The organism is Nocardia sp. NPDC019323, assembly GCF_044389845.1.
GTDB lineage: Bacteria > Actinomycetota > Actinomycetes > Mycobacteriales > Mycobacteriaceae > Nocardia > Nocardia implantans.
In genome coordinates, this window is sequence record NZ_JBIRYN010000015.1 from 55,364 (window position 1) to 76,446 (window position 21,083).

Genomic DNA, 21,083 nt, shown 5'->3' on the forward strand with positions numbered 1-21,083 from the left:
CCAGCACATCAGCGGAGCTGGACCGTCAGTGGTCTCTGTTCGGCTGGAAGCCACCCATACAGATACCGCTACCCCGCAGGTAACAGATACCGCTACCCCCAGGTCCTCGACCGCAACTCCATTGGATGTTCCGGCGGAGCCCCCTACCAGATCCCCAAGCTGCCAGCTCGACGACTGGGCCGCCGCTGACATGCAGCGAAGAACCGACTGAAGCATTCATGGCGCCCGGCGCGGCACATTTCTCATTCCGGCAGTGGTCTCGCCGCTTGATTCGTCCGAGCGACACGCTTTGCCGCCGCATCGGCACTGATCGGTGTGCCGACATCTACCCTTTGCCTGTGGCGAGCACCCCTCCAGAGCTGCATACCCACTGGGATATGGGCGCATCCAGCGCCCCAGGCGCGCAGCCCCTCGACGATGCGCCGCCTCGGCATATGACCGCGGCGGAGTTTCGGGAACACGGCCGCGCGGTGGTGGATTGGGTGGCCGACTACTGGGAGCGGGTGGAGTCGCTGCCGGTGTTGTCGACGCTGCCGCCCGGTGCGGTGCGTGCGCAACTGCCTTCGTCGCCACCGGAATTGGGCGAGCCGTTTCCCGACCTGCTCGATGATATGGATCGCGTCATCGTGCCCGGGCTGACTCATTGGCAGCATCCTGGTTTCTTCGCCTACTTCCCGACGGGCGCGTCGGGTCCGGCGGCGCTGGCCGATCTGCTGGCCTCGGGATTGGGTGTGCAGGGGATGCTCTGGCAGACCAGCCCGGCCTGTACCGAGTTGGAACAGCATGTCCTCGATTGGCTCGCCGGGCTGATCGGCCTGCCCGAACGCTTCACCTTCGCCGGCACCGGCGGCGGGGTCGTTCAGGACAGTGCCTCCACCGCGATGCTGGTCACGATGCTCGCGGCGTTGCACCGGGCCTCCGGCGGGCAGGTGGCACGCGACGGTATCGACCGTGGCCGCTACGTCGTCTACACCTCCACCGAGGCCAACTGCGGCTTCGAGAAGACCGCGCGCATCACCGGTATCGGCGCCTCGGCGGTGCGCTTCATCCAGACCCGCGCCGACCTGTCGATGGACCCGCAGGCACTTCGTGCCGCGATGGAACACGACGCGCGAGCGGGGTTCACTCCCGTGCTGGTGATGGCGACGGTGGGTACTACCTCTACCGGTGCGATCGATCCGGTGGAACTCATCGGCCCGGTCTGTCGCGAGTACGGCGCCTGGCTGCATGTGGACGCGGCGTATGCGGGCGTCGCGGCGATCTGCCCCGAGTTGCGGTGGATCCATGCCGGCGTGGCCGAGTTCGCCGATTCGTATGCGACCAATCCGCACAAATGGCTGCTCACGGCCTTGGACTTCGACGCCTGCTACGTCGCCGATCGCGGAGCTCTGACCGGGGCGCTGTCGGTGCTGCCGGAATACCTGCGCAACGGCGCCAGCGAATCGGGTGTGGTAGTGGACTACCGGGATTGGCAGGTGCCGCTGGGGCGTCGGTTCCGGGCGTTGAAGCTGTGGGCGGTGATCCGCTGGTACGGCGCGGCCGGGTTGCGGGAGCATATTCGGCACAGTGTGGCACTGGCCCAGCAGTTCGCCTCCTGGGTCGGAGCGGATGAGCGCTTCGAAGTGCTGGCTCCGCATCCGCTGTCGCTGATCTGTTTCCGGTTGCGCGGCGACGATTCGGCGAATCGGGAACTGCTCGATGCGGTCAACGCGACCGGACGAGTGTTCCTGTCGCACACCAAGGTTCGTGGCGCATTCGCACTTCGGCTGGCCATCGGCGGCACTGCCACCCGGCGCGAGCATGTCGCCGCGGCGTGGGCGCTGCTAGCCGAACACGCGAACATCGCACGACACAGCCTCGGACGCGGTCACCACACCGAGGCGGTGTCGCCCGAGACCGGGTGATCAGGCCACCGCCGCCTACAGAGCCCGGCGGTCTCGAAGTCGGCCCGATTGCCAACCCGGTTCGAGCGTCGCCGAGGAGTCGTTGCGTGAGACGCAGCGGTAAACAGACGCGCAGCCAACCATCCAGCACCGTCAAAACTTGGTGCAGCGGAGCGGGACACTGCGTGGCGTGTGCCGCCGAAGCACCCTTCGGCGACGTTCGCACCTATCTTGGTTCAGTCGACGGTGAACGTGCCGGTGAGCTTTGCTTCGGTGACGCCGGGGCAGGACTGCGCGGTGCTCACGGTGTTGTCGTCGGAGGCGGTATGTCCCGCGTAGGTGCCCGATGTGATCACGATCGGGAACAAGGCCGGACCCGAGCCCTTGGATTTGCTCTGATTGCCCGCGGCTGCGCTGCTGATCGTGCTGGTGCTGCCATCGGACCAGGTGATGGTCCCGGTGCCCTGGTGGACGCTGACTTTCCCATCACACGAGGCGACTTCGAAGCCCTGCTCGTCCATGCTCACCGGGTACGGCTTCCCCTCGTCGACGGCAGACCCCATACAGTCGGTGAAGCGGGTGGTGGCCGTCCACTCGATCCTCGACGGTATCGCGCCCAACCCCGAGCCGGCCCAGTGCACGGTGCCCTGCTCGGTGCAGGTGATGACGGCGGCCGCGGTTGCGCTACTGGGCGGCGCTGCGACGCCCGGAGCGGCGAACGCGACCACCCCGAGCGACACGCTTGCGAGAACAACAACTCCGGCCAGACGATATCGAGCGAACATGCGTCTCCTTGATCGTTCCTGCTTGCCTGATGTCCGGACCAGACATTAACCGGCTACCGACCTCGGATCTGGTTCCCCACGCCCTGCGGCGTTGCGCAGACGCCCTGCGCACCGCACGCGCGCACTCGACCGCCGACCAGGCGAAACTCGCAGTCCGGCCGCACCCGCGTACGACACGAGCGGCAGAGGCGAGCAACACTCGCTATACCTCTCTCCGCGCTCGGCCGATCGTGGCCGGTCTGGCGCAGCCGCGGCGCCGGACTCCGGTCCCTGCACGGAGCCTTGGCCACCGCTGTGGGCGGGCGTTCGGTGTTGCATCTGTTCGCGGCACGGGCGGTGTTCATTCGCGAGTTGATCGTCCAAGGCAATCACGAGGGTCCTGGATGCTGTCCGCCCCGTGGGCAGCGTCCGAGGCACCTGCGGGGCGAAGACAGCTGAGCAGGTCCCCCAGGCGCGCGATCCTCAACTGTCCTTATGAAACCACCTTCTCGGTTACTCGACTGGTGGGAATGTCGCGATCGACGATCCACTAGTACGACCGTCGACGCGCCCGACGTCTCGTCGCCATCGGTTGCGCGCCAGTCATAGACACTGTTGCACTTGCGGGTGCCGGCAGAGTTCACCCGCAACGAGTGAATGGCCACACCTACTACCCCCGGGTTGCTCTCGACAAGGGAGTTCCAGGCATTCATCGACGCGATCGGTGCCCAGTGCAGGGCAGGCATGGAAGCGGTCGCAGCCGGTCACGACGCGCCACCGGCATACCAACTGCCCGGTTACCTCACCCGAGCGCAACTCGATCAAATTCCCAGCCCGGTCCTGCAAGTCCTCGACACAAACAGCAGGCGTCCTACCGAAGACCAGCTCGCCGACAATGTGGCAACTGTCGCACCGGCTGCCGAACGGTGCGCGGACGGCGGCATGAGCCCGACGGACTTCACCAACCTCGTCGATCAACAGATAGAAGAGAATCTCTCGCGATTCCACCAGGCGATGGACGTGCTGGTCACGAACCTCGAGGTCCTGGGTCAACAGCACCAGGACTGGCGGGAGGTCATCATGCAAGTGTTTTCCGCGGTGTCCGATTTCGAGACCGGGCTCTGGCAACAGGCGACCACCTACCTCTACAAACTCGGCCAAGACCCGCGGAATCTCTATCGCGGCGTTGCATCCACCTTCGGAGGCTTCGAACAGCAGGTAGGGAACTTCTTCGCGAACCTCGAGGATGGATAGACGACCCCTCCGAAGCGGCCGGAGGGCACTGGGAGAAAGTCTTCGGCAATGGCGGGGCGGGGGAAAAAAGATCGCCTGATCCCGCAACGGTCAGGCGGCCCGCTGGCTACGACCCGACGCCTAGCCACGTCGGCGGATGACCGGAATGCGACGGTGAAGGCGCCGCAGGACCGCGGCCGTCGAGATCGACCGAGACATCACGGTTGTTCACCTTCGGTTCACTGCGCTCCCAACGCTGCCCGTCAGGCCGGGTGACAGTGAGTGCGGCGAAGCTCGGCTGAATCGGTTCGCTGAAAGTGAGCTTCACCTGCGGAGGTGCGGTCTCTAGACAACCGTGCACCTTTACGCTCACCGGTGATCGTGCCGCCGACTGGCGATCAGAAACGTCGCCAGCGCAGCCCCCACACTGGCCAGCCGCCCCCGGCCAGTGGCTGGAACACCGCCGGTATGGATTCTGCGGTGGTCCTAGTGGCCCCTGGACCGACCGCCGTCGAACCGCCAGATCGCGCGGGTCATCGAACTCGTTCTCTCATGGATGAAGTCGGATAGGTGCGGGGGCACAGCCTGCGAGTCGGCGCGGCCACCGATGCCTGCGACCGCGCCAGATCGTGTGGCAACAACCGCACGCACATCCGGTCACCAGCACATACAAGCTGGTGTCGACGATCGGGCAGCGATGTCTTACGTCGACCTTCTGGCAGAAACTGGCTGGTCAAGAGGTTGATGCCATGAGTCGTGCCTCGCGTAGCTGTTTGTGGGGCGTTGTTGGTACTTCCGCTTACACCGTATGGAGGCGCTCGTACGCCGGGATTTGCCGTCCCTGTCGGGTCAGGCCGGGCGATTTGCCGGTGACCGGATTTTCGAAGAGCGCTGACACGATTGCTTGGGCGTCGGGTGCATAGCCCTCGAGGCGCACCGAGGCACCGCTTGATGAGGAACGCTCCGGTGTTCTCGGTGACGACCCAGGGAGAAACGGTGTTGTAACCCTCCGGTGCTGCACTGGGTTGTTCGAGCGTCTCGGTCCTTTCGTTGTCGATAGCAGAGAAGATAGACCCCGTAGCGGTCGGAAGCTGACCCGAATTTCCGCCTGCACGTCTCGGTCGGTGGCGACGCCGCTATCGCTGGTCTGCGGTTGCTGCCGTCTCCAGTGCCCGATGTATGACGGTTGATCCCTGGTCGACGAATTCGGCAATCGGTGTGGCGAGCGCCTCTGGCAGGACGTCGGTGTGCCAGACGAACAGGGTTTTGCCGTTCTCAGCGGGCAGGGCCTGCATCGAGGCGTGGTGATGGGCGGGGTGAAGATGCCCGCCGACGACCGAGTAGGCGACTCGCCTGCTCGCCGGATCGAGGTCGACGAGTCGTTCGGCGACGATGGTGCCGTCGGCGAACGTGACTATGCGAGTGTCGGCGTCGAGGCGAGTATCGATGACGAAGCCCGGGGCGAGACGCTCATGCACCGCGCCGAAATCGGCGAGCACATCCCAGACCTGCTCCGGGGTGGCGTCGACGACGAATTCTTTGTGAATGGATGCCATGGAATCCTCCTGATCAGGCCGCAGCGAGGCAGAACAGATGGCCTTCGGGATCGGCGAGAACCGTCCACTGTCCCTGCCCCGGCTGGAAATCGGGTATCGTCGCGCCCAACGTGCGCAGCCGCTCGGTCTCGGCCGGTACATCGGCGACCGTGAAGTCGAGGTGGGCGTGCTTACCGGAATCGGGCCAGCCGGGACCCTGGTATCCCTCGACTCGTTGGAATGCGAGCTGGATCGGGCCCTCACCGAGGTAGGCCGAATCATCGTCGACATGGGTGATCTTCCAGCCGGTGACCTCGCGATAGAACTCCGCCATTACCTTCGGTGCGGCACAGTCGATGATGATTGCGGCCAGGCTCGCGTGGACGGTCATATCTCGTTATCTCCCTGGTGTAGTCGGTGTTGCCGTCTCAGCATCCGTGCCCGAACCCGCGTAGGTCTTGAAGATTTTTGCGGGCAGTTTCTTGTCGTACTCCGGGCGTACGGTCCCGTGGGTGCTGTCCGCCACGACCCTCGCCGCCCGGCCGGAGTTCACCATCACCACCGTGAACTGCCGCTCCGACCACACCCACTTCTCGGCTCCGGAAATCCGCGACGACCATCGGCTCGTGCTCGTGCGCCGAGGCCGGTTCCGGCGACAAGCCGACGGCGAACTCGCCGACCTGGACCGCACCGTCGGCTACATCGGCGCACCGGGTGAAGAGGAAGGATTCGCTCACCCCGCCGGCGGTGACGTCTGCACCGCGGTAACGATCGAGCCCGGACTCTTGGAAGGTGAGGCGAACCCGCGGGCTGTCTACGTCGATGCGCGTATCGAGCTTGCGCACCGCCGCATGCTGACCGCTGCCGCGGGCGGCGATATCGACTACGCGGTGACCGAGGAACTGGTCCGGCTCGTCGCGCTCACCGCCGGACGGTCGACCTCACGGCCGCGGCCCGCTGACCGAGTGCTGGTCGCCGCCGCCCGCGAGGCGATCATCACCGGGGCACCGGAGTCGGCCGGGCTGCGCTCTCTGGCCGTCTTGCTGAAGGTTTCGCCGTATCGGCTTAGTCGGGTGTTCTCGCAGCACATGGGAGTGTCGCTGACCCGCTACCGCAACCGGATACGAGTCGGGCAGGCTCTCGACCGGATCACCGACGGAGAAACCGGCCTCGCCGACCTCGCCGCACACCTCGGCTTCGCCGACCAGGCACACCTGACCCGCACCGTCCGCGAACACCTGGGCCACACCCCCACCGCCCTGCACGGGCTTCTCCGAACGGATGTGCGATCTCGGCGACGACGGTGAACACGCCGCCGGTCACGAGACCCTGCGCGACCTGTACATCGGGGCGGTGCGGCTGGGGGTCGATCCGGTGAAGCTATTCGAATCCTTCGACGTCTCGGAACGCTAGGCGAGCGGCCAAGTCCCACAAGGGCAAACACCGAAAGCGTGGTAGACACAGGAAGCAGTAGCCGATAGGGAGGCGGACCGGATAGCTCGTAACTACCCGGTCCGCCAACCACCAAGTGTCCCACCCTCGCGAGTTGTTGAAGAACCCCCATCGAACAAAGGAACCCGACATGAAAATCCGGGTAACCACCGCCGCCATACTCGCGATCCTCGTCACACTCGGCGTCCTCCTGCTTCTCGACAACTGGCACCCCATCCGCGCCGCCGGCTATCTCGCGGTCTGGTCGATCACCGCCGCACTGCTGATCTGCCACGACCGGCGCCGCAACCATGCCTAGGACAGGGCCGCGGCGCCCGATGATCGGACTCCGCGTGACGGAGGAGGAAATCACCGCGCTCGACGAGCAGGCGGTCGACGAAGGGCTGGTGACGAAGACCGGCGACCCGAACCGATCGGAACTGATCCGCATCATGGTCGAATACGCGCGCCAGCACATGCCGGCGGGATGGCGCCCAGAGGGTGGGGAGCACCGCGGCTGAGATGACGAAGCCCCCGCGAACTCGCGGGGGCTTCGTTGCGTCTAGAGGTGGATAGGTTGCCGTGTCGGCTGTGGCCTTCCTCTCGTTAGTCGAGGAAATAGGCGTCGAGTTTCTCGTCGGAATCGAGGATCTCGTCCGAACCCACGCCGAGTTCCGTCGCTAGTTCGACCGATCCGGTGAGCGCGACTTGCACGTCGGGTGAGAAGGCTCGTTCGAGCAGCCCGAGATAGTCCGACATGCTCTGGTCCAGCTTTTCCAGTATGGCCTGGTATTCCGCGGTGAGTTGTTCGTCGAGTGTGCGCTGCTCGTCGAGGTAGCGCTCGATCAGCGCCGCCTCTCGCTTCGTCAACGACGATGCGGCGGCCTTGTACAGCACAGTGCCGACCGTGGTGCCGATGACGGCGCCGAGGACCGGGATGGGGATGGTCGCCTGGCCGACGCAAGAGGCCAGCGCGCGTACTGCGGCCTCCAAGGCGATGAGTTCGGAGTTCTCGATGAACTCGAGTTCGTCGATCTGGCCTCGGCGCAGCTTGTTCGCTTGTTCTGCGATGCTGAAGGATGTGGTGACGATCGAGCTGGCGACGGCTGCGGAGGTCGCGGTGAAATTGGTGAGCGCGTAGATGCTCAGTCCTCGGACGCCGCCCTTGCCGAAACCCGAGCCGGTCTCGCCTGCGAGGTCGATCCAGTCGCGCTCGCTGAATTCACTGAGCCGCTTGCCTTCCCGACGCTTGGCGACCACGGCCAGTACGAACGCGGTCGCGCCCGCGGTCGCGGCGGCCGTGAGTGCGGCTGTGCCTCCTTCTCGCAGTGTCGGACGGCTGTGCTGGTAGGCATCGTGGCGCAGGGACCGGTTCGTGGCGTGGAGCGAGCCCTTTTCGGCCGCCATGGTCGAGGTGTAGGCATCGCGCTGCACTTCGTTGTACTCGAGCGTCGAGGGCTCGAGCGAATCGAAGCCGACCGATCTGGTTTGGAAGAAGGCCTGGACCCGCTGCCAGTCTCTGAGGGAAGGTCCGTCGCCGCTGCGTGACAGTAGCTTGCTCGCTTCCTCGGGCGACAAGGCATGTAGCCGCTGGATCACCTCGAAGTGATCACGGGGGATCTGGTATTTCCCACCGTTGCGCACGTATTCGGGATACCTCTGGAGGTGCTCGGCGATAGCGCCCAGTGAGAAGCGGCCACCCGCTGCGACGAATTTCTGCTGGATCTGGACACTTCCGCGCATCAGGTCGACGGGCCCGTTGTCGTTGACCCACTGGTAGACGGCCTCGTGGCCGAGGATCTGGTTTCGGGCGTTGCCGATCCCGACCTCGGCGATCTCGGCGATGAAGCCGTGCATGCCATGCTGTCCGCCGCGGTTGGCGGCGACCACCTCGAGGTCGATCTTCTTGACGGCTTCATCGACGCTGGTGAGCGCGTCCCGAAGGTGCTCGTCTTGCTGGCTGAGCGCGCTCAGAAGGTTGTCCATGCGGAGCTGGTTGAGATAGCTCACCCAGGAGGCAACGGCCTGCTCTTGGGCGCCCGTGACGAACTCGGCAGCGTCACGCACTATCGGCATCCTGTTCGATGCGCATGCTCAGCATGCTCGCGCACGACTTCGTGTTGTTCACCAACGTGGCGAGTGTCGACCGCTCGGCAGGGGCGAGCGCGTGGAAATCGGCGCGGAAGTGCACCAAGGCTTCGCTGTAACTTTTCACCAGCCCTTCGCGCAGCGAGGTCGTCCGCTGGAGGAGGTCCTCGATCTGAGCGTCCATGCCTTCGACGAGGGCGGTGTTGCGCTTTATCGCAGTCAGCGCTGCGTGCTTCGCCTCTCGATTCTCGAACTTCTTCTTCGCGAACAGGGCGATCGACGCGAGCCCTCCAACACCATTGCGGCTCAACAACGTTACGGAGATTATCGACCACATGTGACTGATTGGACGGTTTGCACACTCCGATCCGCCCAGGGCGGCGGCCCCTCGGGTTGACTCACCGAGTGCCTTTGCCGACCCGCTCTCCGGCTCTCGCCCTCGTAGGGCCGGGCCCCGCCGGGCTGCCCCTACGATCGAATCGAGATACCCACCGCCGCAACAACAGAACCCCAACCCACAATCCCGCCACGATCCCAGCGACCCCACGACCAGCAAGCCCGAACCTCTGAGCTGTCGATACTTTCAGCAGCGAACCGAGCCACAGCCACCGTCGTGCAGGCTCTGTGCTCCGGAGACAGGGCAGAGGATCGCGGAGACGAGGGTGTGCAGTGCCGACGCTCGCGTCTAGCGAGAAGCTGGACTGCGCTCCTGGGAGGCCGTCTCGAGCGTTCTGCTGACCAGGAAACTTCGCGTAGGAGGATAAGCCATGACGGCGGTCGAGAATGTGTTCAGACGGGCTCGTTATCCAAGCCGTTCGGCACATGGCTGCACGCGAGTTGCCTATCCGCGCGACCACGAGGTCCAACTGACTGCCGGCAGGGTTGATGCCATTGCGTTTGGGATCGGTCGTGGCTAAGGTCTTCCTGATGTCTGGAGGAGGGGGGTCGTGTGTCAACCGAGCAGGGTTCGCCCGGAACAGATTTCGCGATTGTTCCGGACGAGGTGACCGATGCGGGCGTCTACGTCGAGCAAGTCGCTAGTTCTCTGATGAACGGGTTGAATTCGCTCGACCGCGAGGTTTCGAGCGTCCTCGACAATTGGAAGGGGTCGGCAGCAGACGCATTCGGTGAAGGCTGGACGGTAGCCAAGGAGGGCGCTGCCACCGTACTGGATGCGCTCGCGGCCATGGGCGGACTTCTTGGCGTAGCAAGCAAGACCATTGCTGGCAGCGATATTTCCAATGCAACGAGTTTTAATTCGCTAGACCTACCGGAGCTGAATATGTGATGGCCGACGACTTCCGGGACTTCACGTTCGATATCGATGAGTTGGACCAGCTCGTGACCCGCGCCCTTGGATTCATTGGGTTCCTTACCGAAAGTCTCGACGGACTCAACCACCGAATCGCCACCATCCAACAAAACTGGCAGGGAGCCGCTGCCACCGCCCAGGAGGAAGCCTACCGAGAATGGGCAACCGGGGCTGCCGCAATGGTTGAAGGAATCACTGAGATGTACACCGCCGCCGTCACTGCCCGTGACGCCTACGGCGCGGCAGCGGAAATAATTTGAGAATGAGTGGCGGCTGAACTCAGTGGGCTCAATTTCCCCACAGTCCTATGAGAGCGCGGCCAAGGAATGCTACGACCTGTCGGAGAAATTCCAAACCGTCTACAACGCGATGCAACGTGTCCTTTTGGAAACCAGCGCGATGGCCGGTGGCTACCAGGCGGTCAAGACGTGGTCGAAAGCCTATGATGACCGCGCCGGCGCAGTGACGCTGGTGGCGACCAGCTTCGCGCGGGCATTGCAGCACTTCGGGGACGTTTTGACTGCGGCTGGCTACAACTGGAAGTACGCGGAGTACAAAGCCAACCGCGACCCCAACAAGGGCGCCCCACCATCGTTGCCCAGCGGTTTCCCCTCGGAACTACCTTACGGCCCCGGCATAGTTAACGGTGTCGCGTCATCGGGGACTTACAGCCGCGGACTCGAGACGGACTGGACCGAACTGCAGGACAAGGTCACTGCGCTTGTCTCTGGCGGCGAAGTCCCTGACGGGGACACCGACAAGCTGGCGCGCGCCGCAACCGCATGGAAGACCTTCGCTCATTCAGACCCCGTGTACACCGGTAAGGGACGACTGTTAGTGGTCGCCTCCGGGCTTGAGCGTGGCTACGGATCCAACGTCCCGAAAGACATCCCGAACCTCGTAGGCCACCTTCGCATGCTCGCTGACAGCGTCGGCGACATCGAAGCCGCTGCCCGCGACATCGCAGCCGCAGTCGACGCCCACAAGGTTGCTTTGACCACGATGCGCTCGGACATGAACACTCAGTTCACCATGGTGGTTGTCGTCACCGCCATTCAGATCGGGCGTTCGATGGTGCAGGTCAAAGAGCCACCAACAAAGCAAAAGACACCGAATGGGCAAAAAACACCCAACGATCGCCAAGAAGAGATCGATTTCCTGAACCAGGCTGCCGGAGCTTTGGCTGGTCCTGCCAACACATTCCTCACCGCGCTCGGCGGCTTCGCCTTTTCCGTGGCTGCTCTGACGACGGGCGGGCTGCCCACTATTGTCGGACTACCGATACTCCTCACTACATCGGACCCAAAAAAGGATGTCACGTTCACTGATCCACGCCGACCACACCTGGGGAGCGACGGAAAATATCATGTGAAGGACGGGGATCGGGAAGTGCAGATCGACAATCCGAATGATACGTCCAAGACAATCACCGATATTGATGAAGTCGAGAATGGAGTCCTATGGGAGGAGAAGTCGGCCACGGATGCCGCCGATGTTGACAAATGGATTGCGAAACAGGTGGAAAAGAAGTTGGGGTCCTACATCGAGGCTCGACAGTATATCGATGGCTATGAGCAGGCTCCCATCGGACTCCGGTTCACGACCCCTGGCGCCGATCCCAATTTCCAGGCGCAGGTAGAGGCTGCAGTGGAGAAGATGCGTATCAAAAATCCTGGCGTCCAGATTCTAGTAGAGTGGGCATGATGAGCTACGCATTCGAGGTTGGTGACCAGACAGTATGGAGTCCGTCGTTGCGGGTAGGCGACCTGTTCGTACGCATGTATACCGACACTTGCTCGGTGTTGGGTACTGCAACCGGCTTGACAGCGATAGCCAGCGATATGTACGAGATAGATATCGAAGTCTTCGAACGCGCGACGTTGACAGTCTTCGATGAGTACTCCTCGTCCCAGAATGCCACTTTCAAGGCAATGCTGGGCGCAACGCTGGGCCCAGCGGTTAATATCCTCAACTACTGCCAGCGTCCACTGACCCCTAGGTCCAATGAAGAAAGCGCTTTTATCTCCTGGGCAAATGGCCTCAGTATGCCCAGATAGTGCTGGTCGCACAGATCGCCCGCGCGTTGCGGAAAAGTTGCTGGGCGTACCACTGTGGTGCGAGCTTCTCAATGAGCACCTCGCCGAATGGGAGTCGATGCTCGGCCCTCTAGATGAGGACCCGACATCACTTCGGGAAGCGCTGCTCTTGCTGCCGATCGTGCGGCACAGCGTGAGGTGGAGCGGCGGTCGCGATCCATCGACGACTGATCAAGCCCTGCCGGTTTCCTCTTGCAGGCCGGAGGAAGCAGGCGCCGTCTATCGAATCGACAGTTCCAGATATGCCAGTACCGTATCCTCACCTCGCGGATCGTCATCTTTCGATAGTGGTTCTCGGCCAACACTTCTGACTCTCACCGGTAGCTAGGGCATGCAGTGGCGAAGCAGTAGATGCGCCTATCTCGTTGCCGCACTTCGAGAGCCGGTACCCGGATTCTGAACCAGGCTGCACTTCGGGGCGCTACCTCGCTGCCGATCAACTGGTTGAGGTCGCCGAAGATATCGGCGAACACCGCGACGCGCACGGTCCGGGGCAGTCAGAACACCGCTCTGGAGGCCCTGCGCGAACAGGCCGCCCGACGACCACCGAACGAGCCCGACCTGATCGAAGACCTACCCCGACTCGCGCTGCAACTCACCAACGCCCCCGACGCCCTGCAACGCGACCTGTACGAGGCGTTCGGTCTCGAGATCGTCTACGACCACGACACCAAACGTGCCACCATCCACGCCACACTGACCACGGAAACACTCCCCGCCGCCGCACAAGCCACCGCCGCGCTGACCGCTATCGCACCCCCGGAACCCGCCGCCGAACCGCCGCCAGCATCAAACCAAACCAGCACACGGCCCGTCGCAGGTAGGGCAACAACTGAAAAAGTTGCCCATGATGTTGGTGCCCTCGGCAGGATTCGAACCTGCGACACCCGCTTTAGGAGAGCGGTGCTCTATCCCCTGAGCTACGAAGGCTGGGTGGGTGGGTTTGTGGCCCGCCCGGGACGTTCGCAGTCTACCGGGTATCTGGCTCGGAGTCCGCATCGCTGCGGGGAGGGCTGGTGGAGAGGTCAGAAGCCGCCGTCGAAGCCGCCGCCGTCGAAGCCGCCGCCTGCGTCGTAACCGCCGCCGCCGTCGAAGCCGCCGCCTGCGTCGTAACCGCCGCCGCCGTCGAAGCCGCCGCCTGCGTCGTAACCGCCGCCGCCGTCGTAACCGCCTCCGGCGTCGTAGCCGCCGGAGTAGTCGCCTCCGTCGTACCCACCGGAGTAATCCCCACCCTGGTCATACCCGCCGCCGTCCGCGGCCAGGCCGTCTTGGAAGCCTTCGCCGTAGCCGCTCTCGAAGCCGTGGGCGTCGTAGCCGACTCCGGACATTCCGGAGAACAGGGAGGTGAACAGGAGGGCGGAGCCGATGCCCCAGGCGCCCGCGACCATCGCGGGCTTCCACCAGGGTTCGGAGTACCACCCGGCGGGTACCGGGCGTCCGGCCACTCGGCCGCCGGGGTAGTAGTTCGGGGTCGAGGCCGAGGGGTCGGGGGCGGCTGCGATCTGCCTGCCCTCGTACTCGACTACGCGTTTCTCGGTCACCTGCCCGGCGGTGTCTTGGCCGTCGAGGCCGGGGATCGCGGGGCCGGGGTCCATGTGCATCGCGGTGCGTGCGGCCCTGATGTAGTAGAGCCCTTCCAACGCGGTCTGTTTCGCCAGCCGGGCCTGGGTGGGCGTGCGGGCCTGATCGAGTTGCGCGCCGGCCGCGAGATGTCGTTCGGAGGCGTCGGCTAGTGCCTGCGTGGCGGCGTCGTTGCTGCCGGAGAGGCTGTAGACCTGGCCGCCCAGCCGTTCGTTCACTTGCCTGGCGTCGGCGAGCGCGTCGGCCAGCTCGGTGGCTCTACGCTGTTCGCCCTGTTGTGACTGCCATATCAGGAGGACGATCAGCGCGCCGAGGACAAGGGCGATAAGCAGCCACAACATGGGCACCTCTTCCGCGGGATCTCGGACAATGCCAGTTTACTGTCGGCTTGCTGAGGTCTCGCTGAGTGTGCGGTCACGGCTTCGCGGGCGCCTGCGCCTCGTCGTAGTCGGCGGGGTCGAAAGTCCTGGTCTTCCAGCGGTAGAGCACGGTGGCCCCGGGCCAGTTGTTGGTGATGCGGCCTGAGGCGTTGCGGTACCAGCTGGAGCAGAAGTTCCACGGTGTGTCCTTCAACCGCTTCTGCAACCAGGCGTCCCAGCGCTGCTCCGCGGCCGGGCGGGCGGCGAGGTAGCGGCCGGGGCGATCGGCCAGGTATTGCACGACCTGGCGGATGTAGCGGGCCTGGGACTCGAGCATGTAGATGATGGAGCCGGCGCCGACGTTGGTGTTCGGGCCGTACATCATGAACAGGTTGGGGAACTGGGGCACCGAGAGACCGAGGTAGGCGCGCGCGCCTTCGTCGCCCCAGACATCGGCCAGCTTGCGCCCGCCGAGGCCGTAGATGTTGATCGGCGCCAGGAACTCGGTGCCCTTGAAGCCGGTGCCGAAGATGATGACGTCCACTTCGTGCTCGACGCCGTCGGCGGTGCGGACGCCGGTCGGCGTGATCGCCTCGATGGCGGTGGTCTCCACGGTGACGTTCGGCTGCGCCAGCGCGGGAAAATATTCGTTGGAGAACAGTCCGCGCTTGCACCCGGCCGCGTAGTCAGGGGTCAGCTTCGCGCGCAGTTCCGGGTCGGGGACCTGCTTTTCCCGGTGCCGGTCGGCCAACGCGATCACGGGAGTCTTGATCGACGGGATGTCGGTCAGGCCGAGGGCGAGCAATTCGAAGATCGACCAGATGGCGAAGCGCTCGGCGAGCCGGCTGGGCGGGAAGTATTTGAACAGCGCGTGGTGCACAGCGCTGTACTCGACGTCGGCCTTCGGCAGCACCCAGGCGGCGGAGCGCTGGAACAGCGTGAGGTGGCCCGCGGTCGGCTGGATGCGCGGGATGTACTGGATCGCGCTGGCCCCGGTGCCGATGCAGGCGATGCGCTTGCCGGTCAGGTCGACGTCGTGGTCCCATTCGGCGGAGTGGAAGGCGGGGCCGGTGAAGGTGTCGATGCCGGGAATGTTCGGCAGCGCTGGGCGCGACAGCTGGCCGACGGCGGGGACGAGGATGTCGGCGGTCAGTTGCGCCCCGTCGGCGGTGCGGACGGTCCACTGGCCGGTGCGCTCGTCGAACTCCGCGTCGGTCACTTCGGTGCCGAAGCGGATGAAGCGCCGTAGGCCGTGCCGGTCGGCGACGCCACGCATGTAGTCGTGGATGTCGCGCTGTTCGGAGAAACGCCGCGGCCAATCGGATTTCGGCTCGTAGGACCAGGAGTACAGCGGGGAAGGCACGTCGCAGGCCGCGCCGGGATAGGTGTTCTCGCGCCAGACGCCGCCGAGGTCGGTGGCGCGCTCCAGGATAGTGAAGTTGTCCAGCCCGGCCCGCCGCAGCTCCAGCGCGATGCCGAGCCCACCGAATCCGGCCCCGATGATGATGATGGACGGCGTCGTCATCTTCTCAGGGTACGAGCCGGTATCCGCAGGTCCGAAGACATCCGCGGTCATTCAATCGGCATTTACGGCCACCTGTGGCATCAGTTCCCGGCGAGCTGGCGCGCGATGACCAGACGCTGAATCTGGTTGGTGCCCTCGAAGATCTGCATCACTTTGGCTTCGCGCATGTAGCGCTCGACCGGGAAGTCCTGGGTGTAGCCGTAGCCGCCGAAGACTTGGACCGCGTCGGTGGTGACCTTCATGGCGGCGTCGGTGGCGACGAGCTTGGCCACGCTGGCCTGGCGCGAGTACGGCAGGCCCGCGTCGCGGCGGCGGGCGGCGTCGAGGTAGGTGGCGCGAGCGGAATCCACCGCGGCGGCCATGTCGGCGAGGACGAAGCCGAGCCCCTGATGGTCGATGATGTGGCGGCCGAACGCCTCGCGCTCCTTGGCGTAGGCGACGGCCTCGTCGAGGGCGCGCTGCGCCAGTCCGGTGGCGACCGCGGCGATGCCGAGGCGGCCGGAGTCCAAGGCGCTGAAGGCGATCGAGAGTCCCTGTCCCTCGGCGCCGACGCGACGTTCGGCGGGCAGGAACGCGTCGTCGTAGGCGGCGGTGGTGGTGGGCACGGCGCGCAGGCCCATCTTCTCCTCCGGTTTGCCGAAGCTGAGCCCTTCGGTGTCGCGGGGGACCAGGAAGCAGGAGATGCCGCGGGAACCTTCGCCGGTGCGGGCGAACAGGGTGTAGAAGTCGGCGCGACCACCGTTGGTGATCCAGGCTTTGGCGCCGGTGATCCGGTAGCCGTCCGCCACCGGGGTGGCGCGGCAGCGCAACGCGGCCGCGTCGGACCCGGCGTGCGGCTCGGACAGGCTGTAGGCGCCGATGGTCTCGCCGGAGAGCATGTCGGCCAGCCAGCGTTGCTTCTGCTCCTCGGTGCCGAAGGTGAACAGCGGATGGCACGACAGGCTGTGCACGCTGACGGCGACCGCGACGGCGGCCCAGCGGGCGGCCAGTTCCTCGAGCACCTGGAGATACACCTCGTAGGGCTGCGCGCCGCCGCCGTATTCCTCGGGATAAGGCAGGCTGAGCAGCCCGGCCGCGCCCAGCGCGGGGAAGACGCCGTCGGGGAAGATCCCGGTCTTCTCGCACTCGGCCACGCGCGGTTCGAGCACCTTGTCGGCGATGTCGCGGGTCAGTTCCAGCAGGTCCCTGGCCTCGGGGGTGGGCAGCATTCGGTCCACTGGCATGTCGTCTACTCCACGGTCGCTCGGTGCGTCTCTCGTGATTCACAGTAACGGGGTAGTGGTCGGGCGCCCGACGGCTCGTTCATGTCGGCGGGTGGCCGTCGAACGGGTCGCGGCCGGGCCGCACGGCTCGGGCCGGATCGCGCCGGATACCACGGATCGGTGCGGAATGTTCCGATCGGAGCGCGGTGCAGCGCCGGAACGGCCGTACTGCACGTGCAGCTGTGCGCGCAGGTGCGCGTGAACGTCGCTGCGACGCTGAGGCATTCACACTGGTCACCGCCACCCCTCCGGACGTATGCCCACATGGCGGGAACGTCGTGCCGATCGGTTTGTCTCATTCAGGTGATATCAGTCCGCTCGCCTGGCGCACCGACGCGACCGTCGACTAAGACAGAAGACCTGTTCGGGTTTCGGGGTCGACCGGTGTGTCGGCGGCAACGCAGGGGGTGCCGCCGCCACATCGGCCCGGAGCGCTGGTAACGGTGCCCCGTCCTGCTCTAGTATCTGCGTATGAATGCAGATAACCAGGAACTGCGTCCGCGTCTCGCGGAGGATCAGGTCGGACTGGTTGTCGAGGTGTTCCGGATGCTCGCCGATCCCACTCGGGTGCAAGTGCTCTGGGCGCTGGTCGACCGCGAACTGTCGGTGAACGACTTGGCCGGCCAGGTCGGCAAGCCGGCGCCTTCGGTGTCGCAGCATCTGGCCAAACTGCGCATGGCGCGGTTGGTGAACACCCGCCGAGCGGGGACGACGATCTTCTATCGCTTGGAGAACGAGCACGTCCGCCAGTTGGTGGTGGACGCGGTGTACAACGCCGAGCACGCGGGGCCCGGTGTTCCCGCGCATCATCGTGGGGCCGGCGCGCTGCGCGAAGTCCCCGGCCGAGACGAGGCGAGCGCATGACCCATCGGCACCACCACCACGACGGACATCACCGGCATCGTTCCGGTCCGTTCGGCGTTCTGCGGGAGATCTTCGTCCCGCACAGCCATGACGCCGCCGACAGCATGGACGACGCGCTGGAATCCAGCGCGATCGGCATCAGGGCGGTGGAGATCAGCCTGGTCGTGCTCGGGTGCACCGCGGTGCTGCAACTGGTGATCGTCGCCGCGTCCGGCTCGGTGGCCCTTGCCGCCGACACCGTGCACAACTTCGGCGACGCGCTGACGGCGGTCCCGCTGTGGATCGCGTTCGCGCTCGGCCGCAAGGCCGCGACCCGTCGCTACACCTACGGCTTCGGCCGCGCGGAGGACTTGGCCGGTCTCTTCGTCGTCGCGATGATCGCCTTGTCGGCGTTGATCGCCGGATACGAGGCGGTGCGCAGGCTGCTCGATCCGCAGCCGCTCGAGCATCTTGGCTGGGTTGCCGCGGCCGGGTTGGTCGGGTTCATCGGCAACGAGACGGTCGCGCTGTACCGGATCCGCGTCGGCCGGCGGATCGGCTCGGCGGCGCTGGTCGCCGACGGCCTGCACGCGCGCACCGACGGGTTCACCTCGCTGGCCGTGCTGTTCGGCGCGGGCGGAGTGGCACTCGGCTTCCCGCTCGCCGACCCGATCGTCGGGCTGCTCATCACCGTCGCGATCCTCGCCGTGCTGCGAACCGCGGCACGCGACGTGCTGCGTCGTCTGATGGACGCCGTCGAGCCGGGGATGGTCACCGCGGCCGAGCGGGCGCTGGCCGCCGAGCCGGGCGTGCAGAGCGTGCGCAGCCTGCGGATGCGCTGGATCGGTCACCGGTTGCACGCCGATGTGGAACTCGACGTGGCCCCGACGATCACGCTGGCGCAAGCCCATCGCGTCGCGCACGAGGCCCAGCACGCCCTGACCCATGTGGTGCCCGAGCTGGACACAGCGGTGGTGCACGCCTACCCGGCGCACACCGAAGTGGTGGTCGACGGGACCGTTCGGACCTGAGATCGGAGCGCCGAGCTGACCAGCGGAAACTGATGGCGTATGCCCTCGGATGGATGCGCGGGTCTTGGCTCGCCACCGCTGCCCGAGGCGGCCTACCGTTGGGTAGCATCCCCCGTGTGATGTGGCTCATGGTCGATGCGTGCTGAACCATGCCGCCGCGTATCCCGACTTTCCCTGACCTGCCCGACCTGGTTCTCCGCGGTCACGACGCGGAAGATCGCGACCGCGCCTCGATCGGCCCTGAGGCGCATCCGGCCGCTGTCGGCTTCGTCCGCGAGAACGCCGAGCGCGAATTGCAGCGCCGCATCGCTGCGCAGCCGGCCCTCCGGGCCCGTGGGCGAGCCGTTGTCCACCGGGCGCCGGGCCACGCGCGCGTTCTGTCTCCCGAAGTGACCCGCGGGGTGGGGTTGCCGCACGGGAGCGCATCGAAGCCCCGAAGGTGGCCGCAACCGACTTGGCTTTCTGACGGGAAGTCACCGAAGAAAAAGGAGTTCCGATGTTGAGCACTATGCAGGACGAGCCGTTGTCGTTGGCCACGTTGCTGCGCTACGCATCGACGTTCGCCGGGGATTCCACCGTGTCCACGTGGACCGGCACCGGCGTGCGCACCATGACCTATCGCGAGGTCGGCGCCGAATCGGCGCGGTTGGCGAACGCGCTGCGCGGGCTCGGCATCGGGGTCGGCGACCGGGTCGGCACGTTCATGTGGAACAACAACGAGCACTTGGTCGCCTACATCGCGGTGCCCGCGATGGGCGCGGTGCTGCACGCGCTGAACATCCGGTTGTTCCCCGACCAGGTCGTGTACGTGGCCAATCACGCCGAAGACCAGGTGGTGCTGGTGGACGGCACGCTGGTGCCGCTGTTCGGCCAGATCCTGCCGCACCTGACGACCGTCCGCCACGTCATCGTGGTCAACGGCGACGCGGCCACGCTCACCGCGCCGGAGGGTGTGCAGGTGCACGCCTACACCGAGTTGCTCGGCGGGCAGCCGGACACCTACGACTTCCCGGTGATCGACGAGCGCTCCGCCGCGGCGATGTGCTACACCTCCGGCACCACGGGCGACCCGAAGGGCGTGGTGTACTCGCACCGCTCGAATTGGCTGCACGCCATGCAGGTCGCCGCGAACAACGGGATGGGCCTGTTCGAAACCGACAACATCCTGGCCATCGTCCCGCTGTTCCACGCGAACGCCTGGGGCCTGCCGTACGCGGCGCTGATGTCCGGCGCGAATCTGCTGATGCCGGACCGGTTCCTGCAGCCGGGGCCGCTGCTGGAGATGATGGCCGCGCAGCAGCCGTCCTTCGCCGCCGCGGTGCCGACCATCTGGGGCGGGGTGCTGGCGGCGCTGGCGGCGAATCCGCAGGACATCACGCATCTGCGCGCGGTGGTGGTCGGCGGCTCCGCGGTCCCGCCGTCGATGATGCGCACCTTCGAGGACTCCCACGGCGTGCGGGTGCTGCACGCGTGGGGCATGACCGAGACCTCGCCGCTGGGCAGCGTGGCGCATCCGCCCGCCACGGCGGTCACCGACGAGCAGAAGTGGGCCTACCGGGTGACCCAGGGCCGCTTCCCCGCCGGCGTGCAAGCGCGTCTGGTCGGCGACGACGGCGTGGTGCCCAACGACGGTGAGTCGCTGGGTGAGCTGGAAGTGCGCGGTCCGTGGATCACCGGCTCGTACTATTCGCCGGACGGCGCTGCGGTCGATCCGGAGAAGTTCCACGACGGCTGGCTGCGCACCGGCGATGTCGGCAAGATCAGCCCCGACGGCTATCTCACCCTGGTGGACCGGTCCAAGGACGTGATCAAGTCCGGTGGCGAGTGGATCTCGTCGGTGGATCTGGAGAACGCCGTGATCGGGCACCCCGCCGTCGCCGAGGCGGCGGTGATCGGCGTGCCGGACCAGAAGTGGGACGAGCGCCCGCTGGTGGCGGTGGTGCTGGCCGAGGGAGCCGAGGCCAAGCCGGAGGAGTTGCGCGACTTTCTCGCCGACAAGTTCGCCAAATGGCAGCTGCCGGAACGCTGGACCTTCATCGCCGAGGTGCCGAAGACCAGCGTGGGCAAGTTCGACAAGAAGCGGCTGCGCAGCCAGTACGCCGACGGTGAGCTGGACGTCACCACGCTCGCCTGATATCGC

21 protein-coding genes and 1 tRNA gene are annotated in these 21,083 nt (G+C 65.6%); 12 read left to right on the forward strand and 10 right to left on the reverse strand.

Annotated features, from left to right (window positions below):
• The first annotated feature begins 125 nt into the window (after positions 1-125).
• Complete coding sequence (locus ACH49X_RS32635; protein WP_357296730.1) at positions 126-1,904, forward strand: aminotransferase class V-fold PLP-dependent enzyme; 1,779 nt, start codon at positions 126-128, stop codon at positions 1,902-1,904.
• A gap of 215 nt (positions 1,905-2,119) precedes the next feature.
• Here ACH49X_RS32635 and ACH49X_RS32640 read toward each other — a convergent pair whose 3' ends face one another.
• A complete protein-coding gene (locus ACH49X_RS32640; RefSeq protein WP_195083216.1) occupies positions 2,120-2,668 on the reverse strand; it encodes a hypothetical protein in 549 nt (182 codons plus the stop codon).
• A gap of 636 nt (positions 2,669-3,304) precedes the next feature.
• Here ACH49X_RS32640 and ACH49X_RS32645 point away from each other — a divergent pair.
• Entirely contained in the window at positions 3,305-3,901 is a 597-nt protein-coding gene (locus ACH49X_RS32645; protein WP_357209106.1) for a hypothetical protein, read from the forward strand.
• A 106-nt stretch (positions 3,902-4,007) separates the two neighbouring features.
• On the opposite strand, the gene ACH49X_RS32650 is transcribed toward ACH49X_RS32645, so the two are convergent.
• The 3 genes from ACH49X_RS32650 to ACH49X_RS32660 form a co-directional block, all read right to left on the reverse strand.
• Positions 4,008-4,253, reverse strand: coding sequence for a copper resistance protein CopC (locus ACH49X_RS32650; protein ID WP_357209108.1), 246 nt, complete (start codon positions 4,251-4,253; stop codon positions 4,008-4,010).
• A gap of 763 nt (positions 4,254-5,016) precedes the next feature.
• Complete coding sequence (locus ACH49X_RS32655; RefSeq protein ID WP_357209109.1) at positions 5,017-5,436, reverse strand: SRPBCC family protein; 420 nt, start codon at positions 5,434-5,436, stop codon at positions 5,017-5,019.
• A 13-nt stretch (positions 5,437-5,449) separates the two neighbouring features.
• Positions 5,450-5,806 (reverse strand): VOC family protein, encoded by a 357-nt coding sequence (locus tag ACH49X_RS32660; protein WP_281916523.1) that lies wholly within the window; start codon positions 5,804-5,806, stop codon positions 5,450-5,452.
• A gap of 121 nt (positions 5,807-5,927) precedes the next feature.
• On the opposite strand from ACH49X_RS32660, the gene ACH49X_RS32665 reads away from it, so the two are divergent.
• The 3 genes from ACH49X_RS32665 (at position 5,928) to ACH49X_RS32675 (ending at position 7,367) form a co-directional block, all read left to right on the forward strand.
• Complete coding sequence (locus ACH49X_RS32665) at positions 5,928-6,722, forward strand: AraC family transcriptional regulator (protein WP_357209110.1); 795 nt, start codon at positions 5,928-5,930, stop codon at positions 6,720-6,722.
• A 275-nt stretch (positions 6,723-6,997) separates the two neighbouring features.
• Complete coding sequence (locus ACH49X_RS32670) at positions 6,998-7,165, forward strand: hypothetical protein (protein ID WP_357209111.1); 168 nt, start codon at positions 6,998-7,000, stop codon at positions 7,163-7,165.
• A 19-nt stretch (positions 7,166-7,184) separates the two neighbouring features.
• Positions 7,185-7,367, forward strand: a complete 183-nt coding sequence (locus tag ACH49X_RS32675) for a hypothetical protein (RefSeq protein ID WP_357209112.1) — start codon at positions 7,185-7,187, stop codon at positions 7,365-7,367.
• 85 nt (positions 7,368-7,452) lie between these two features.
• Here the strand turns inward: ACH49X_RS32675 and ACH49X_RS32680 are convergent, their stop codons facing one another.
• Positions 7,453-8,913: a hypothetical protein gene (locus tag ACH49X_RS32680; RefSeq protein ID WP_357209113.1), complete on the reverse strand. Its 1,461-nt coding sequence runs from the start codon at positions 8,911-8,913 to the stop codon at positions 7,453-7,455.
• A complete protein-coding gene (locus ACH49X_RS32685) occupies positions 8,906-9,271 on the reverse strand; it encodes a hypothetical protein (protein WP_357209114.1) in 366 nt (121 codons plus the stop codon). Before ACH49X_RS32685 ends, ACH49X_RS32680 begins: the two co-directional genes overlap by 8 nt.
• 612 nt (positions 9,272-9,883) lie before the next feature.
• On the opposite strand from ACH49X_RS32685, the gene ACH49X_RS32690 reads away from it, so the two are divergent.
• Genes ACH49X_RS32690 through ACH49X_RS32705 form a run of 4 tightly spaced genes read left to right on the forward strand, consistent with a single transcriptional unit; the run spans position 9,884 to position 12,303 of the window.
• A complete protein-coding gene (locus ACH49X_RS32690; protein WP_195083209.1) occupies positions 9,884-10,222 on the forward strand; it encodes a WXG100 family type VII secretion target in 339 nt (112 codons plus the stop codon).
• On the forward strand, positions 10,222-10,506 hold the full coding sequence (locus ACH49X_RS32695; protein ID WP_357209115.1) for a WXG100 family type VII secretion target: 285 nt from the start codon (positions 10,222-10,224) through the stop codon (positions 10,504-10,506). The genes ACH49X_RS32690 and ACH49X_RS32695 overlap by 1 nt, the downstream gene beginning before the upstream one ends.
• Before the next feature lie 22 nt (positions 10,507-10,528).
• Complete coding sequence (locus tag ACH49X_RS32700) at positions 10,529-11,950, forward strand: hypothetical protein (protein ID WP_357209116.1); 1,422 nt, start codon at positions 10,529-10,531, stop codon at positions 11,948-11,950.
• The gene (locus tag ACH49X_RS32705; protein ID WP_195083206.1) at positions 11,950-12,303 is read left to right on the forward strand and encodes a DUF6086 family protein; all 354 of its coding nucleotides are present in this window, start codon (positions 11,950-11,952) and stop codon (positions 12,301-12,303) included. Before ACH49X_RS32700 ends, ACH49X_RS32705 begins: the two co-directional genes overlap by 1 nt.
• Before the next feature lie 893 nt (positions 12,304-13,196).
• Here the strand turns inward: ACH49X_RS32705 and ACH49X_RS32710 are convergent.
• The 4 genes from ACH49X_RS32710 to ACH49X_RS32725 all read right to left on the reverse strand — a co-directional run bounded on the left by ACH49X_RS32710 (position 13,197) and on the right by ACH49X_RS32725 (position 17,030).
• Positions 13,197-13,272: transfer RNA gene (locus ACH49X_RS32710), tRNA-Arg, on the reverse strand.
• Positions 13,273-13,367: 95 nt separating this feature from the next.
• Positions 13,368-14,264, reverse strand: coding sequence for a DUF1542 domain-containing protein (locus tag ACH49X_RS32715; RefSeq protein ID WP_357209117.1), 897 nt, complete (start codon positions 14,262-14,264; stop codon positions 13,368-13,370).
• A gap of 73 nt (positions 14,265-14,337) precedes the next feature.
• The gene (locus ACH49X_RS32720) at positions 14,338-15,807 is read right to left on the reverse strand and encodes an NAD(P)/FAD-dependent oxidoreductase (RefSeq protein WP_195083205.1); all 1,470 of its coding nucleotides are present in this window, start codon (positions 15,805-15,807) and stop codon (positions 14,338-14,340) included.
• Positions 15,808-15,887: 80 nt separating this feature from the next.
• Complete coding sequence (locus ACH49X_RS32725; protein ID WP_195083204.1) at positions 15,888-17,030, reverse strand: acyl-CoA dehydrogenase family protein; 1,143 nt, start codon at positions 17,028-17,030, stop codon at positions 15,888-15,890.
• Positions 17,031-17,540: 510 nt separating this feature from the next.
• Between ACH49X_RS32725 and ACH49X_RS32730 the strand changes: the two genes are divergently transcribed.
• The 3 genes from ACH49X_RS32730 (at position 17,541) to ACH49X_RS32740 (ending at position 21,077) form a co-directional block, all read left to right on the forward strand.
• On the forward strand, positions 17,541-17,933 hold the full coding sequence (locus tag ACH49X_RS32730; RefSeq protein WP_195083203.1) for a metalloregulator ArsR/SmtB family transcription factor: 393 nt from the start codon (positions 17,541-17,543) through the stop codon (positions 17,931-17,933).
• Positions 17,930-18,943, forward strand: coding sequence for a cation diffusion facilitator family transporter (locus tag ACH49X_RS32735; RefSeq protein WP_195083202.1), 1,014 nt, complete (start codon positions 17,930-17,932; stop codon positions 18,941-18,943). The genes ACH49X_RS32730 and ACH49X_RS32735 overlap by 4 nt, the downstream gene beginning before the upstream one ends.
• A gap of 496 nt (positions 18,944-19,439) precedes the next feature.
• Positions 19,440-21,077 (forward strand): long-chain fatty acid--CoA ligase, encoded by a 1,638-nt coding sequence (locus ACH49X_RS32740; protein ID WP_357111663.1) that lies wholly within the window; start codon positions 19,440-19,442, stop codon positions 21,075-21,077.
• Positions 21,078-21,083: the final 6 nt, after the last annotated feature.